At 42.3% G+C, this 16,216-nt stretch carries 14 protein-coding genes and 1 pseudogene; 7 read left to right on the top strand and 8 right to left on the bottom strand.

What is annotated here, in order from left to right; all coding sequences use genetic code 11:
• Nucleotides 1–317: 317 nt before the first annotated feature.
• The 5 genes from ACT3SX_RS09245 to ACT3SX_RS09225 all read right to left on the bottom strand — a co-directional run bounded on the left by ACT3SX_RS09245 (nucleotide 318) and on the right by ACT3SX_RS09225 (nucleotide 5,084).
• The gene (locus ACT3SX_RS09245; RefSeq protein WP_442063130.1) at nucleotides 318–1,232 is read right to left on the bottom strand and encodes a haloalkane dehalogenase; all 915 of its coding nucleotides are present in this window, start codon (nucleotides 1,230–1,232) and stop codon (nucleotides 318–320) included.
• 144 nt (nucleotides 1,233–1,376) lie between these two features.
• On the bottom strand, nucleotides 1,377–1,940 hold the full coding sequence (locus ACT3SX_RS09240) for a hypothetical protein (protein WP_192518338.1): 564 nt from the start codon (nucleotides 1,938–1,940) through the stop codon (nucleotides 1,377–1,379).
• 27 nt (nucleotides 1,941–1,967) lie between these two features.
• Complete coding sequence (locus ACT3SX_RS09235; protein WP_442063128.1) at nucleotides 1,968–2,489, bottom strand: hypothetical protein; 522 nt, start codon at nucleotides 2,487–2,489, stop codon at nucleotides 1,968–1,970.
• Between the two features lie 123 nt (nucleotides 2,490–2,612).
• Complete coding sequence (locus tag ACT3SX_RS09230; RefSeq protein WP_192992526.1) at nucleotides 2,613–2,870, bottom strand: YheV family putative zinc ribbon protein; 258 nt, start codon at nucleotides 2,868–2,870, stop codon at nucleotides 2,613–2,615.
• Nucleotides 2,871–5,084, bottom strand: a complete 2,214-nt coding sequence (locus ACT3SX_RS09225; RefSeq protein WP_442063126.1) for a M3 family metallopeptidase — start codon at nucleotides 5,082–5,084, stop codon at nucleotides 2,871–2,873.
• Between the two features lie 521 nt (nucleotides 5,085–5,605).
• Between ACT3SX_RS09225 and ACT3SX_RS09220 the strand changes: the two genes are divergently transcribed.
• From ACT3SX_RS09220 to ACT3SX_RS09205, 4 genes are all read left to right on the top strand, one after another.
• Complete coding sequence (locus ACT3SX_RS09220; protein WP_442063124.1) at nucleotides 5,606–6,718, top strand: AOC03_06830 family ribosome hibernation factor; 1,113 nt, start codon at nucleotides 5,606–5,608, stop codon at nucleotides 6,716–6,718.
• A gap of 184 nt (nucleotides 6,719–6,902) precedes the next feature.
• Nucleotides 6,903–7,649 (top strand): M949_RS01915 family surface polysaccharide biosynthesis protein, encoded by a 747-nt coding sequence (locus ACT3SX_RS09215; RefSeq protein WP_442063122.1) that lies wholly within the window; start codon nucleotides 6,903–6,905, stop codon nucleotides 7,647–7,649.
• Nucleotides 7,650–7,653: 4 nt separating this feature from the next.
• A complete protein-coding gene (locus ACT3SX_RS09210; RefSeq protein ID WP_442063120.1) occupies nucleotides 7,654–8,412 on the top strand; it encodes an endonuclease/exonuclease/phosphatase family protein in 759 nt (252 codons plus the stop codon).
• A gap of 201 nt (nucleotides 8,413–8,613) precedes the next feature.
• On the top strand, nucleotides 8,614–9,609 hold the full coding sequence (locus ACT3SX_RS09205; protein ID WP_442069980.1) for an NADP-dependent oxidoreductase: 996 nt from the start codon (nucleotides 8,614–8,616) through the stop codon (nucleotides 9,607–9,609).
• 40 nt (nucleotides 9,610–9,649) lie between these two features.
• On the opposite strand, the gene ACT3SX_RS09200 is transcribed toward ACT3SX_RS09205, so the two are convergent.
• The 3 genes from ACT3SX_RS09200 to ACT3SX_RS09190 are packed head-to-tail and all read right to left on the bottom strand — an operon-like array spanning nucleotide 9,650 to nucleotide 13,126.
• Entirely contained in the window at nucleotides 9,650–10,267 is a 618-nt protein-coding gene (locus tag ACT3SX_RS09200) for an alpha-ketoglutarate-dependent dioxygenase AlkB family protein (RefSeq protein ID WP_442069982.1), read from the bottom strand.
• An 8-nt stretch (nucleotides 10,268–10,275) separates the two neighbouring features.
• Nucleotides 10,276–11,166 (bottom strand): alpha/beta fold hydrolase, encoded by an 891-nt coding sequence (locus ACT3SX_RS09195; protein WP_192518329.1) that lies wholly within the window; start codon nucleotides 11,164–11,166, stop codon nucleotides 10,276–10,278.
• Nucleotides 11,167–11,218: 52 nt separating this feature from the next.
• The gene (locus ACT3SX_RS09190; protein ID WP_442069984.1) at nucleotides 11,219–13,126 is read right to left on the bottom strand and encodes an ABC transporter ATP-binding protein; all 1,908 of its coding nucleotides are present in this window, start codon (nucleotides 13,124–13,126) and stop codon (nucleotides 11,219–11,221) included.
• A gap of 654 nt (nucleotides 13,127–13,780) precedes the next feature.
• On the opposite strand from ACT3SX_RS09190, the gene ACT3SX_RS09185 reads away from it, so the two are divergent.
• The 3 genes and pseudogenes from ACT3SX_RS09185 to ACT3SX_RS09175 all read left to right on the top strand — a co-directional run.
• Complete coding sequence (locus ACT3SX_RS09185) at nucleotides 13,781–14,629, top strand: EamA family transporter (RefSeq protein ID WP_192518327.1); 849 nt, start codon at nucleotides 13,781–13,783, stop codon at nucleotides 14,627–14,629.
• 172 nt (nucleotides 14,630–14,801) lie between these two features.
• Complete coding sequence (locus ACT3SX_RS09180) at nucleotides 14,802–15,692, top strand: fructose bisphosphate aldolase (protein ID WP_442073900.1); 891 nt, start codon at nucleotides 14,802–14,804, stop codon at nucleotides 15,690–15,692.
• A gap of 340 nt (nucleotides 15,693–16,032) precedes the next feature.
• Nucleotides 16,033–16,216, top strand: a pseudogene (locus tag ACT3SX_RS09175) (hypothetical protein); the annotation flags it as partial.

Raw genomic sequence — 16,216 nt, 5'->3', positions numbered from 1 at the left:
ACTACAAAAAGGGCAGTTTTTTGATTCATAGCGTTGATTCCTTGCAAATATAGACAGTATATAGCGTTAGACTCTACGCTAGCATGAATTTTGTCCATTACACCTGAATAAATAAATGACTAAAAATAAGTGGCTAGGGCGTGTCTTCATTTCAAAAATGGTGATAAAAATGAGATAAATTGCCGTCAAACAAGGAAAATAGCGCTGATAATATAGGGATATTAACCAGCTATTTGACGATGTTTGGCAAGACTCAGCCATTTTTAGCCCATTGAGATGACTATCGAGTGAATTGAAGACACGCACTAGTCTTGCACTTAGCGCTTAGGGGTGTCGTTGATAAATGCAATCAGCAGCTCAGCCAGCTTTTCACCTTGGTCCTCTTGTAGGAAGTGACCACCATTCGCAATGATTGTGTGTGCTTGACCTTGAGTACCGGGAATCAGCTTTTGCATGATTTGATCTCCACCACCAGTGACAGGATCAGAGTCGCTAAACAGCGTAATAAAAGGCTTCGTCCATTTGGTGAGCTGCCCCCAAGCCGCACGGTTATTTTCTGAAGCGGGATCATCAGGTGTGGTAGGGACTAATATGGGAAACTGCCTTGCTCCCTCTTTATAAGATTCATCAGGGAACGGTGCATTGTAAGCAGCAATGACTGCTTGTGATAGTTCGGTTGTGGTACCACTATTAATGATACTACCGACATGAAACGTCGGAGTGTCCTGTGAGAACTGCTGCCATTTTCGGAAGCTTTCTCCTGGATCGTGATCACCAGTGGGGAGCATGGTATTGCCAGCTGCTACTCGAGTAAATCTGTCTGGGTTTTCTGCCACGAGACGTAAACCAATTAGGCCACCCCAATCTTGACAAAACAAGGTGATATTCGTCAGATCTAATTGATCAAGTACTGATTGCATCCAGTCAACATGACGCTGGTAAGTGTAGTCAGTACGGGCAGCAGGTTTGTCTGAGCGCCCAAATCCAGGGAGATCTGGTGCAATGACGCGGTGTCCTGCTGCTGTCAGTATTGGTATTACTTTACGATATAGATAGCACCAAGAAGGCTCACCATGTAGTAGTAAAACTGGATCGGCATCTTTTGGACCTTCATCAAGATAATGTACACGAAGCTCGCCACCTTCACCGTCATCTACCATTGTATAGTGCGGCGCAAAGTTGTAATCGGGCAAGTTTGCAAAGCGTTCATCAGGGGTTCTAAGAACTTTCATAGGGTATCCTTATCCTTTATGATAAATAATCATGCACTCTCAGGCAGAGAATGTAGGATTCAGCATAGCATTGAAGTCATTATTAGAGTAATGTTTTTTGAATATCAAAGGCTGTACTCTGCCTTGTCATTATTTTATTTGGTCTTAGATTTCAACGCTTTTGGGTAGATGTATATCGATTCGCAGCTTGGGCAATGCTTGTAGTCGTTCAGTCAGTAATGGCAAAATATCAGTAACCCAATCTAGAGGGACTGAGTTTTCTGCATTGAGTTTGTCAGTCATATTGTCCCTTGCATTATTATATATAAGCGGACGTGCAAGGAGAGCAATCCGACGGATACCTTGGTAGCGTATCAATGGGATAAGCTGTTGCTGACAATCAGTCAATGCTTCTTCTAGCCAACGTGCGCGTGCTGGATGATAAGGGTGATCCGATATAATAAGATTGGCAATATAACTGGGTTGATTACCATTACTGCTGATACCCAGTCCTGCTTGCTCACGAGAGCGTTTGTGAAGCAGGCAACTACCGACGCTTAGATTACCATCACGGCACGCACGATAGTAACGTTGATAATTATCAGGAAATAACGTTTTAGCTCTTGTGAGTACAGGATCTAGCAGGATGCCCGCTGTATTAACGGGCAGGATAAGTAGCTGTGCGCTGCTATTTAGAATAGGGGCGTGGGTCAGTTGTAGAGTTGCCATTGCCATCCCTTTTACATAGCTATGATTTTATTCTGTTGCGGTTTTAACGGTATCACCCGCCTCTAATTGTGCTAACTGTTGTTCAACCAGTGCAATCTGCTCTTCCTTCATTTCAGCCAACTGTTTGTTCATAGCCAGTTGTTCAGCGGCAAGTTTTTCTTGTTCAGTCAGACGCTTAAGCTCGTCATCTAAACGATCTATCTCTTCTTTAGCCAAGCTATCACTTTCTGGTAATGGCGCATTTAAGATGGTTTCAGGGGTAAGCACATCACCATTTAAAGAAGAAGCATCGCTACTGTCCTCTACTTCTGGAGTTTCATTACCCGAGTCACTCGCTGCACTATCGAGTGGCGTAGAAACAGGCTGCGTTGCTTCAATCTGTTTCGTGACAGGAAAAGGTTGGTTGGTATTAGACAAAGCTACTTTCCAAATCAAATAACCAATAAGTATGGTTGCCAATACTAAAACTAATAACCATTTTTTCCATGGTTTGCTAGCATTTTCTTTTAGTGATTTTGTGGGCAAAGGACGCATATTTGGATTTTTCATACTGTTGTCGATTTATGTCAGAAATGTAATTGTATATACTATAGCAAACTCAAAATAAAAAGCCTATCTATCAATAGATAGGCTTTTAGCTATTTTAACTTGACGTTGAAAATCAGCACATGTTTAGGATTTAAATTTGACGGTGCCGCTAGTGCCTGTGCTCATCGCATCGTGAATCAGCTGATCTTCGAGATGATTCTTAGCACTGATAGCGTCAGGGTCAGGGCGATGCTCTGTATGTCCACATTGTGTACATTCAATATATTCGTCAGGCTCTGGATCAACGATATTCACTTGCACCACCGCATCCATCGCCTGGCATTTTGGACAGCGAACACCTGCTAAAAAACGCCGTTTTGGCCTTGATGACTGATAACGCATTTATATGACCTCGCTAGTCATTTGGGGATTGGTCGTATCGGTATTTTTAGCCACATCAAAACCACTGTGGCGTAGCAGGGCCTCGATGCTAGCACTGCGACCACGGAAGTTTTCAAAATTAGTCTTGGCTGGGAAGCTACCGCCAACGGATAAGATAGTCTCGCGAAAAGCTTTGCCTGTGGCTGGGTTAAAAATACCTTCTTCTTCAAACTTACTAAAAGCGTCTGCAGATAGTAGCTCTGCCCATTTATAAGAGTAATAACCAGCAGCGTAACCACCTGCAAAGATGTGGCTAAAACCATTGGCAAAGCGGTTATAGTCAGGCGTTTGCATAATGGCAATATCGCTACGCACGGTATTTAAGGTTGCTAAAATACCCTCATAATCGGGCGCTGGTGTCTGTGCATGCATCAGCAGATCAAAAAGAGCAAATTCGATTTGACGTAATGTTTGCATACCGCTTTGAAAGTTTTTGGCAGCCAATAGGGCATCGAGTTTGTCTTTAGGTAGTGGTTCACCTGTTTCGACATGACTACTAATCAGCGCGATACCTTCTGCATCCCACGCCCAGTTTTCCATAAACTGGCTTGGTAGCTCGACGGCATCCCATTCGACGCCATTGACACCAGCGACATCACCGACAGTTACTTGTGTTAATAAATGATGTAGACCGTGACCGAACTCATGGAATAAGGTCAATACTTCGTTATGCGTCAATAAGCTTGGTTTGCCCGCAAGTGCAGGAGTGAAGTTACCTACCATAAAGCAAACAGGTAGCTGTTGGTGGTCTTGTTCGTCATAAGTATAACGCGACTGAAAACCACTCATCCATGCGCCGCCGCGCTTGCCGCTACGGGCAAATAGGTCAAAGTAAAAACCACCAATTAAGCGGTCGTCAGCATCAAATAGTTGATAGAAACGAACGTCATCATGCCAGCGTGACACAGATTCTTGTTTACTACTGTGTTCGTTACTGTAATTGATTTGCTCCTGTACTTTGATACCGTACAGGCGTTCTACGATAGCAAACAAGCCACTAATGACTTTCGGTAATGGGAAGTAAGGGCGAATTTCTTCTTGTGATAAGCTGAATTCGCTTTGTTTTACTTTTTCAGCGATATAAGCACTATCCCATGGTTGCAAATCATTAATATTATAATCCTTCGCATACTGTTGCAGTTGTGCTAAGTCTTGCTTAGCAGTAGGTGTCGCTTGTGTGGCCAAATCCCGTAAAAACGTCTCAACTTCCGTGACGCTATCAGCCATCTTGGTCGATAGTGATACCTCGGCATAATTATTAAAGCCGAGTAGTTTAGCTTTCTGCTCACGTAATTGTAGAATCTGACTCATAATATCAGCGTTATTGAGCGACTCACCTTTGGCATTGGTATGCTGGTCAAACTCTGAAGCACGAGTGACATAAGCCTGATATAGCGTCTCACGCAGACTGCGATCATCAGCATGGGTCATGATAGCGAGATAGATAGGTATATTTAAGCTTGCGACATAATAAGGCGTCGGTAGTTTGTCGATATCTGCTTGTGTGAGTTCACCGCTCGCAAGCTGACGAGCCTTGTACTGCTCACCTGCATCCGCTAAAAGTGCCAGACCACTCTCGGTCAAACCGGCCAATTGGCTCTCTGTCAAAGGCAGTGCAAACGCTTGTGTGGCGTCCAAAATATGATCTGAAAATGTCGCTGATAACGTGGATAGTTTACTTTGAATGGCGGCAAAGTCTTTTTGTTCAGCCTTCGGTAGAGCGACCCCCGATAGCTGAAAGCTACGCAGCGCAAGTTCGATCGCACGGGCCCGTGCAGGCTCAAGTGCCACAAAAAAATCTGTATCATTCACGATGGTTTGGTAGCGGCTAAACAATGACTGATGCTGTCCTACACGAGTGCCATACGCCGATAGTTTAGGCAGCAATTCATGATGTACATGACGGATTTCATCATTACTTGTCACGCTATTGAGATGCGATAAAACACCCCAACTGCGATCTAGAGCCAGATTGATATGATCAAAAACCATTACATCTGCCAGTGCTTGCTCAGCACTTAGATCAGTAGCATCATCATTGCTATTGTTCGGTGTGGCTATTGTATCTAGAAAGGCATTTGCATCGTCGATAGCTGCAATAACTTGCTCTTGCAAATTGTTTGGTGTGGCAGTCGCAAAATCGACAAGATGTAAATCTGCTGAAATAGGTGACATAGAATGATCCGGTATGGTGTCTTAGTGAATGAATTATTATTGGGTAAGTATGATGTTGTATAAGCCTTATATAAAAGATGGGTTCATTTGATAAAAATACAACCTAGGTACTCAACATACAGATTGCAAAGAAGTGATACCACCAAAATGAGGTCGTCTATTAATTTTTTATTATGTTAAGAATAACTCTACTTACAAAGGAACATCATTTGTTTGCAAGTTGGCTCTGTCGATAGCAGGTTTTTGTTGTTAGTATCAAATGAGTTATATAAGAAATGTAGATGTAATATATTTAGATATCAATATGTTAAGTACTTATATGATGTTGAATACCTATATAAAATAACATTTTTTAAAAGCACTTTTTAAAAGCATGTACTGTTAAATATGCACTACTATAAAAACGCAATAGCGATAAGATTGTCGAAAAGGAAGTGACGTACGGCTATTGGTAATTATTAACTGGTACATGAACCATTGATAAGGTTAAACGTAAGTCATAACAAAACAAGGAGCAATATATGAAAGCAACTCTCAAAAGTCTGCGTGATAGTAATGCCAACCCAGCAGTCAGTATCTTTGTAAAGACTCATCGTGAGCATCCCGCTAATGAAAAAGATTCGATTGCCCTAAAAAACCAATTAAAAATAGTCGAAGAGCGTCTAACGAATGAGTACGATAAGCATACTGCGACCTCGATTTTAGACAACATTTATACAAAAACCAAAGAGCTGAATCATAATCACAATCTCGATACTTTGGCTATCTTTGCTAGTACTGACGATGTGCAAGTGATCCGTATGCCTATCGATACGACTGAGCGCGTTATGATTTCACATCGTTTCGCGACTCGCGACTTGGTACGTGATATGGCAAGTGCCGTTCACTATTATGCAGTGGTGTTGACCCGTGAGGGTGCGCGTTTGATTGAAGCGTCCAATGATCGCGTCGTCAGAGAATTCGATAAAGAAGATGACGCACAAAGCAATATGGAGAATATTCGCTTCCCTGTTGAAAATAATGGCTTGTATACCACTGGAGATGGTGGAACAGATCGCTCATCAAATAACGAAAGCAGTTATCTAAAAGAGTTTTTTAACCAAGTAGATAAGAGTGTGCAAGAGCTGTGGGGCGAGCACAAAATGCCGCTCGTGGTAGTCGGCGATGCCAAAAATATTGGCTACTATAAAGAAGTATGCGACCGTCCAGACAACATCATTGCGACGGTATCAAATGCGACTAAGTTAGAAGATGGTAGTGCTCAGCATATTATCGACAGTGTGCAAGAGGCAGTAGAAAACTATCGACAGTCGCTACATCAGGCAGCCATGGGAGAGATTGACAAAGCTCGCGGTGCCAATATGTTGCAGACAGACTTACAAGAGGTCTATCGCAGCGCATTTCAAGGTGTGGGTGAGACACTTTACGTCCGCCGTGGTTATATACAATCCGCTAAGATCGATGAAAACGCGCAGACATTGAGTATCACAGACGATGCTACCGCCGAAGGTATCACGGACGATGCAGTGGGTGAAATCATTGAGCATGTCATTCATAATGGTGGTAAGGCTGTATTTTTACCAGAAGCTATTATGGGTAAAGATCAGCCAATTGCATTGGTGACTCGTTACTAATTTGCTAGGGTATGTTTTAAAACTAACTATGATTAATAGCGGTGTTCGAATTAGCCATTGATGGCATATAGGTATAGTATGGGAGCATTGGTTCAATAAGAATCAATGCTTTTTTACATTGATGCGTGTTTGATTCAACATACTTTTAAGATATTCCTCTTAACTTATACATTAGGCACTTATTATGATGAACCAGCGTACAAGCAAGGCTATCAAAGTACTAAGTGTCACACTAATGCTCGCGCTTAGCTCTAGCTATAGTTATAGTGCTTCCAATATTAATACTATCTCTATAAATCATTTGGCGTGGAGTCAGTTACCTGCTACTGTGCAAAAATATTACCAAACAAGCTCCACGCTGAATAAATTGAAGCTGAATAATAAGGATATTGTGGCTATTAGTTCATGGGTCGATGCTACAGGTACCAATTATCTGGTTCAGTTACAGCGTCTTGATTACGCTGCCACTTTTGACAGTCCCGCAGGAGAAGTAATCAGTCATTTGTACAACGTAGATCAAGCAACACGTCGAGTATGGCAAATATATGACTATGTACCCTGCGATTTAGATGTGATTGCCCGTTATACTAAGGAAACTGCCGTAGTGACTGACATTAATAATAACGGTGTGGCTGAGGTGAGCGTTCCTTATTATATCGGTTGTCGCGGTGATGTCAGTTACGACGAAATGAAAATCATCATGTATGAAGGTAAACAAAAATTTGCTATCCGTGGTAACTCGGCAATATGTGATTCCAAAACAGGGCTACCTGTTGATAATACTGGCTACTACGGTGGCGATTATAAAATTGATGAGCAGTTATTGCAGCGAGCAGCGTTATCAGCGTCTCAAAAAACAGTATTTAGGGAGCATTTGAAATCAGGGTGGCGAGATAATCAATGTTCCATTTATTTTAAGTATGATGACTAAATCTATGACAACCACAAACTCTTTTATTTTAACCAGCTATAACATTCATAAAGGCATGTCGCCATTAAACCGCCAAGTCAAAATGCAAGGCATCGCCCAAGCTCTGGATATCGTGGGTTCTGACGTGTTGTGTCTGCAAGAAGTGCAAGGTCAGAACCTCAAGCGCAATCTACAATACAATGAATATCCGGATCAGTCCCAACATGAGTGGTTCGGTGAGTATCTGCAGCTGCAAAACAGCTATGGCAAAAACTGCGAATATGAAAATGGCCATCATGGGAATGCAGTATTGAGCCGTTTTCCCTTAGATCCAAAACACAATGTCAATATCACCGTCAATAAGCTTGAGCAGCGTGGCGTGTTGCATTGTGAAGTACAGCCAATAGGCTGGGAGAGGCCAGTGGTTGTGTTGTGTGCGCATTTGAATTTATTTGAGCGCGATCGTATTAAGCAGTACGAGGCCATTGCTAATTATATATGTCATGAGATTGCTGATGATCAGCCCTTGATTTTGGCGGGTGACTTTAACGACTGGAAAAAAATGTCCTGTGATAAACTGGCGCATGATTTGGGTATGACAGAAGCTTTCAAACACTGTCATGGCAAACTGTTACCAACCTTCCCAGCCAAGTTGCCAGTACTAAGCTTAGATCGCATTTATGTACGTAATCTAAGAATAAAAGATGCTTGGGTGCATACAGGAAAACCATGGTCGACGCTGTCGGATCATCTGCCAATCAGTGCGGAGTTGGCGCTATTGTAAAATATAGTCAAATCCATATAAATCCGCTACATCTTCATCCTCGCTGTCCATATTAGGGTTTGTTGAATGTTCAATAGACCCTAATATATCGCTGTATTTGTTTTATAGTAAACTCACTACAGAACAAAGCGTCAAATAAAATAAAACTCATCAAAAAATTGGGGTAACAAAGCACCCGATAACATATAAGGATATATAACGATGTCTAATAGCCAACGACCAAACGCTCAACATGCTGTGCTGATCAATGAGTTTGGTGCGCCTGAAGTGATGCAATATCAAGATGGTGTAGCGATGCCAGAATTGGCTGACGATCAAGTATTGGTGAAAATTGCTTATGCAGGTATTAACCCTGTCGACTACAAGACACGCCAAGGTAAAGGCTGGGGCGCGGCAGCTATCCAAAAAGATAAGTTCGATAACCATGAGTCTGCAATACTGGGCTTCGATGTGTCAGGCATTGTGGTTGATAGCAATAGCGAGCATTTCAGTACTGGTGATCAAGTTGCTGCTCTGACCTTCAGTGGCGGTGGTTATGCTGAGTATGTGGCAGTCGATGCTACTCTGCTAGCAAAAGTACCAGAACCAGTGACACTAGAGCAAGCAGGTGCATTGCCTTGTATCGGACAAACGGCGATACAGTTTGTAGAGTTTGCTAATATTAAAGACGGTGAGCATGTGGTGATCAATGCACCAGCCGGTGGTGTCGGTCATTTATTGATTCAGTTATTAATGGGTAAAGTGGCTAACAATAATATCAAGGTAACCGTTATTTGCTCACCAGAAAAATATGCCAAGCTGGATGAATTAATAGAAATATCTAAGCTGGCAGGTTGGATCGATTATACCAAAGACGATGCTTTTCCTGAGCTGAAGGCGGATGTGCTGCTAGATTTGGTTGGCGGTGATGCAGGCATACGAGCGCTTGATGTTGTGAAGTCTGAAGGTAGTGTTTATGTGTTACCAACGATTTGGGTCGACAAACTCAAAGAAGTTGGCAGCCAAAAAAATCTGAAAGTTGCAGGTTATAAATCGCAGCGTAATGGTGAAGATATGGCTAGAGTGCTACAACTGGTGGCAGATGGTGCGCTGACGTTACGTATTCAGCAAGTTTATCCATTATCAGAGGTGGTGGCGGCGCATCATGAGCTACAAAAAGGCAATGCGTTTGGCAAGATTGTTTTAAAAGCAAGCTAAGACACGCTCTAGACTATATTGAATCTAAGGCGAATTGAATCTAAAGCGACAGTATTTGTCGAAACGTTAGGCTAATACGCCCTGTTGAGACCGCTTTAGTTTTGGTAATGGTATGTTTCCAATACTTTTGAGTATCACCATGCATGACAATTAACTGACCTGACTCAAGATGAAGCTCAACTTTGTCTTGAGTTTCTTTGTGTTTCAAAACAAATTTTCGTGTGGCACCAAGCGATAGAGATGCGATGATTGGCTGAGCACCCAGCTCTTTTTCATCATCGGCATGATAGCCCATACCATCATTACCAGAAGGATAATAGTTAAGCAGGCAGCAATTAAAATCAACGTTGATACCAATATTTGATAGTTGCTGCTCAACGTATTGTTTCATGTGAAACACAGTGGCGGACCATGCAATAGCCTGATGTGATTGTCCAGAGTATTGATAAGTGGTATTACTTTCGCCCATCCAAACGGTTTGACGAGTGGTGATGTGGGTCTTTCCAAACAGTGTCACGACATCAGACTTCCACGGTAGCTCAGTCAATAAAGCCTGATACACCTCATCGGTATTTTCGATAACCATGCCTAAGTCATTTACCTTGCCATCATAAGGCAGTAGGTTGTCAGTCGGTGCAGGAGAAAAAAGATCAGGCATGTACCAGCTTATTTGTTGATTTGATAATAATCATGGATGATCTGAGCGCATAGGTCAGGTGCTTCCATCGGTAATAAGTGTCCGTATTCTAGTAGAGAAACGATGCGGCTGTCAGGTACAAACTTGCGCCATTGTTTACGCACTTTATCATTGATAAATAAGGTTGGCTTGCCAGTAATGAGGGTATAAGGGCATTTAAGTTGTTTGAGTGCGCTATCAATATAAGGCGCGCCAAAATAGTTGGCAAGCTCTTGCTCTGGCGCAAATATTAGTATGTAAGTACCATCAGTATTCTTGACCAAGCTTTGCTCGGCAAACACTCGCAAGTGTGTGTCGCTAATACGCCTATAAGCAGGCTGTGCGCGCAAGTATTCATAATAATCTTCGATGCTTGACCAAATAGCTTGCTTGGTCAGTGTGCTTTTAAAAGGCTCGCGATTGAGCAGAACCTTACGTGGCAATAGGTTATATAGCCGAGCTTGTCTTTTGGTAAATGTCACAGGCTCTATTAAATATAACTGTGAAAACAGATCTGGGCGCATGGCTGCGGCGATGGCAGTGGCAGTTGCACCCTGTGAATGGCCTATACCTACCACTGGTTTGTTTTGTGTTTTTTCTAAAAATTCAATCAGCATTTCGGCATCTTGTTCGCGTGTCAGGCGACGGCGTTGCGGCTTGTCATACCAGTAGCCACGTAGGGCGAGTGAGCTGATATCAAAGTTAGTTGATAGTGCCTGTAATAAAGGTTTGTAGGTGCCAACGGTAAAACTATTACCACCATAAAAATGCGCGGGCACACGTGAGGCAGCGTTTGACTGTATCGAGGAATTAAGTTGGCTCAGGTTGTAGTAGCGTGCTTGTTTGCCGCTGATATTAATACGGTGTGTAAATGCTTCCATAAGATAAACACTTCCTTGTGTGTCGTTTTTAAACAGAGTAAACGGTTTTTTCTTAGCTGTCTTCACCTAAGAAGCCACCACTTTGACGATGCCATAGTCGTGCATAGACGCCTTGCCGCGCCAATAGCTCATCATGGCTACCTTGCTCAATAATTTTACCTTTGTCCATGACCACCAATCTATCGAGAGCAGCAATGGTAGAGAGACGATGAGCAATCGCGATGACCGTTTTACCTGTCATAATGTCATTCAGACTTTCGGTAATCGCAAATTCAATCTCAGAATCAAGGGCGCTGGTTGCTTCATCTAACAGTAATATCGGTGCGTTTTTTAGCATAACACGTGAAATGGCGATACGCTGACGCTGACCACCAGAAAGTTTGACGCCACGTTCACCCACTTGAGTGTTCAGACCAGTATTGCCTTTATCATCATATAAGTCTTTAATAAAATCCCATGCTTGGGCTTGCTTGGCAGCAGTGATAATTTCGTCATCGCTAGCATCAGGACGACCGTAAGCAATGTTTTCACGTACAGTACGGTGCAATAAGGATGTGTCTTGGGTGACCATACCGATTTGTTGGCGTAAGGACTCTTGGGTAACGGCATCAATGGCTTGCCCGTCGATAAGGATTTTACCGCTATCAACATCAAAGAAGCGTAATAATAAGTTAACCAAGGTTGATTTACCTGCTCCTGAGCGCCCAACCAAGCCTATTTTTTCACCTGGCTCGATATCTAGGTAGAAATCATCAAGAAGCTTCACGGTCGAGGTTGTCGTCTCTTTTACTTCGCCTAAATTATGAGCGTCAGCAGTGTCACCATTGGTCTCGCTTTCATAACCAAAATCCACATGGTCAAAGACAATCTGACCCTTGGTAACGTTTAAGTCAGGCGCATTAGGCTGGTCTATAATGGTTTGTGGTGCTGATAATGTGCGCATACCATCCTGTACCGTACCGATACTTTCAAACAAACTGGCCGTTTGCCACATAATCCATCGCGTCAGACCGTTTAAGCGCAGTGCCATCGCTGTTGCAGCGGCAATGGCACCCACACCGACCGCACCGTGTTGCCACAAATACAGGCCAATACCAACTGTGCTACTGACTAAAATAACACTGATCAGATGGGTCGAGACTTCTAGATAGCTGACCCAGCGCATCTGTGCATGGACAGTACCCAAAAACTGCCCCATGGCGTTCTTGGCATAGCCTAGCTCACGGCGTGAGTGGCTAAATAGTTTGACGGTCATGATATTGGCATAAGCATCGGTAATGCGGCCAACCATCAACGCACGAGCATCTGCTTGTACGATGGCGGTGTTTTTTAACTTCGGAATAAAGTACCAAATACTGAGGGCAACCAAGATGAGCCAAATAATAAAAGGAATCAATAGTAACTTGTCTAAGTTAAATAAAATAACGCCTGAGGTGATAAAGTAGACAGAGACATACATGAACATGTCGGTGACCGTCATGACGGTATCACGCACAGCCAATGCCGTTTGCATCACTTTTGCTGAGACACGTCCTGAAAACTCATCTTGATAAAACTGCATCGACTGCCCAAGCATGCGCTGATGAAAACGCCAGCGCATTTGCATGGGGAAGACGCCTTGCAAAGTCTGAAAATGAACAAACGATGATAAGGCAATCCATATTGGACTCAGTATCATGACCGCCAGCATCAAGAGTAGCATGTCGCCTTTTTCTACCCATAGCGTCTGCGGTGTATAAATACCGAGCCAATCGACGATATTGCCAATCCAAGCAAACAGCATGGCTTCATAGATGCCAATACCTGCTGACAAAATCATAAATAGTACTAGCCAGCCACGTAAGCCATTGGTACATACCCACAAAAACTTGAGCATGCCATCACGAGGTGAGGGTAGTGGCATTGGGGTGTCAGGAAAGGCGGGTAGACGGTTTTCAAAAAAACGAAATAGAGCATTCATAGGCAGTCATAAAACATCGATAGCAGTACGCCAAAATTAACGACGTCACTCGTTACTTTGAATCTTTACTTTTGTTATTAGGATTGCTCGCTATTTTAGCAAAATTCGCCATTAGAGCTGCATGCGAATTGTAATTTGAACGAGGCAGTCCAACTTGTATTCAGCGAGATAAAAGCTAATAAATAGATTGCTGCTATGGAAATATTTTGTTACATTCTACTGATTTAAATTCGTTCAGTGGTTTATCTTGTATATTTAGGGCGTGTTGAACATTCAAATATTAGGGCTGCTGATCGCTAAATTTGCACCAAACTAGGCGCAAGCCGACGATAATGTCGAGACCTTAACTAGGCTTGTAACAACGTTTGCAAAAATGTTTGGAAGCATTTTAGCATCAGCCTTGAGAACGGATCCAGCAAAGCACTGCTTTGCCCGTTTGCAAGGCGAGAGCTATGCTCGAGTGGAGGGCAGTACTCTTTTTTGCCAATACATAGCGAAATTGTTTAACCTAGAATGACTAGGCATCAAAAATTTCACTGCATATTGTCTAAAAAATAGTCACTGCCAGCACCACATTTGAATGTTCAACACGCCCTAACAAAAACGTATTAACAACAATCATGCAAAGATGGCTGTCTAAAAAGGTAAACGTTCATGATGTATTTAACGATAGCGGTGCTCTGTAGTGTTGCTGTGTCGGTGTTATTAAAAATATTACGGCAAAAAAACATAGACATACGCCAGACTATCGTTGCGGGTTATCCTGTGGCGTCGCTATTGACTTGGTTTTTGCTAAAACCAGAGGTAGGCGGGTTAGCTAAATTTGGTAGCGCGTGGGGCATTATTGTTGCTCTTGGTATCATGCTACCAGCCGTATTCATTATCCTTGGGCGTGCTATTGAATCAGTCGGTATGGTTGCAACTGATGCCGCTCAGCGTCTATCGCTCATTATTCCTATCACAGCTTCTTTTCTGTTGTTTGGTGAGATGATTACTGGTACGCATGTGTTTGGATTACTGTTAGGGTTTTTGGCATTAGCAGCATTGGTCTATCGTCCACAATATGCTGATATTAGTCAACAAGCCAAGCGCACGCCATTATGGTTATTTGGGGTGTGGGCAGGCTATGGTCTTATTGATATCTTGTTTAAACAGGTCGCCAAACAAGGCACAGCCTTTGCACTCACGTTGTTTGTCAGTTTTGGCTTGGCTGGGTTACTGCTATTTATCTATTTGCTTATCACCCGTGTGCGCTGGCAAGGAAATGCGCTTGCAGCAGGACTGCTATTAGGTACACTAAATATGGGCAATATTTATGCTTATGTACGGGCCCATCAAGTAATGCATGACTCTCCTAGTACCGTCTTTACGGCTATGAATGTTGGTGTTATTGCGGTAGCGACTTTGATTGGTGTTGGCATATTTAAGGAACATCTCAATCGTATTAATATATTGGGCTTGTTCTTAGCGGTTTGCTGTGTGGTCTTACTGTTTTTAGCTTAACAATTTTAGCCTAAAGGCTTGAATGTGGTCATGATTTTACGAAGGTTTTAACTGAGAAAATATAGGCAGACAGACTGTCCTATGATAAGGTTAGCTACGATACATAAGTCTGGCAAAAAGCATTTTTTTAATAGTGCCTAACTTCAATAAATAAGAACAGGATGCACATTCAATGGAATACGACAAGCAATTACAACGTATAAAAAACAGCTCAGGCTTCATCGCAGCGCTGGATCAAAGTGGCGGCAGCACACCAAAGGCGTTAGAAAATTATGGTATCACTGGTGCAGACTACAGTGACGACTCGGCTATGTTTGATTTGGTACATGAGATGCGCGCTCGTATCATCACTTGTGATTCATTTGATAATGAGCGTGTCCTTGGCGCAATCTTATTCGAAGATACCATGGATCGTAAAATTAATAGCAAGCCGACGGCAAACTATTTATGGGAAGATAAAAACATCGTACCATTTTTAAAAGTAGATAAAGGGCTGGCTGAGCAAATGAATGGCGTACAAGTCATGCGCCCAATGCCAGACCTAGATGTATTATTAGACAAGGCAAAAAACTATCCTGTGTTCGGTACCAAAATGCGCTCAGTCGTCTATGAGCCAAACGTCGATGGTATCGAGCTGGTGGTACAGCAGCAATTTGATGTCGCAAAGCAGATTCTCTCAAAAGGTTTGATGCCTATCGTCGAGCCAGAAGTGGATATCAATGGTGCACAAAAGCATGAATGCGAAGTTATATTGAAAGCCAGTATTCTACAAAATCTGGATCGTTTGAATGACGAGCAGCAGGTCATGCTAAAGCTGACATTGCCTGAAGAGGCAGGATTTTACCAAGAGCTGATTGATCACCCAAAAGTGTTGAAAGTCGTGGCCTTGTCAGGTGGTTATAGCCGTAGCGATGCCTGTGCTAAGCTGAAGCAAAACCCAGGTATGATAGCGAGCTTCTCGCGAGCTTTTACTGAAGGTTTGAGTAAGCAGCAAAGTGATGAAGCATTTTCTGCAACTATCAATAATTCGATCGAAGAGATCTATGAGGCGTCGAAGGTTTAGCAGCTAGTTATTAGAGTACCAATAATTATTATTCTTAGTGGTACTCTTCAAGAGGTTTTTATATGCACAATGTTATAGATAAGATAAAGTCATATAGCGAAAAGATAAATTTAGAAGAAAGATTCAATTATGATTTTAAACTAGATGTATCTGTGCTTGATTCTTACATTATAGAGAAGGTTAGTAATGCTGATAGTGTTTTTAAAAAGAACACTGTGTTAAAAGATTTACTAAGATATCAGTATAAAAAAATATTAATAACACTAAATTAGATTTTTGGATTATTAATAACTGGGGAGGGATTTATGGATTTAAGCCTACGGAAAAAAATATTGGCAAAGTGTCCAGTTTTAAGCAGGAGTTAAAACTAAAGAAGCTTTCTAAAAAAAATTTTGAAACAATTTCATCTCTTTCTAAAGTTGCTTCTTTTTTGGATCCTGAGAAATATTTTATATATGATGCAAGAGTAGCCTATTCTCTAAACTGGCTTATTCTAAAATATGAAAATAAAAATATTATAAACT

This window comes from Psychrobacter sp. AOP31-B2-9 (assembly GCF_052378005.1).
Classification (GTDB): domain Bacteria; phylum Pseudomonadota; class Gammaproteobacteria; order Pseudomonadales; family Moraxellaceae; genus Psychrobacter.
This window is presented reverse-complemented; position numbering and strand designations above follow the sequence as displayed.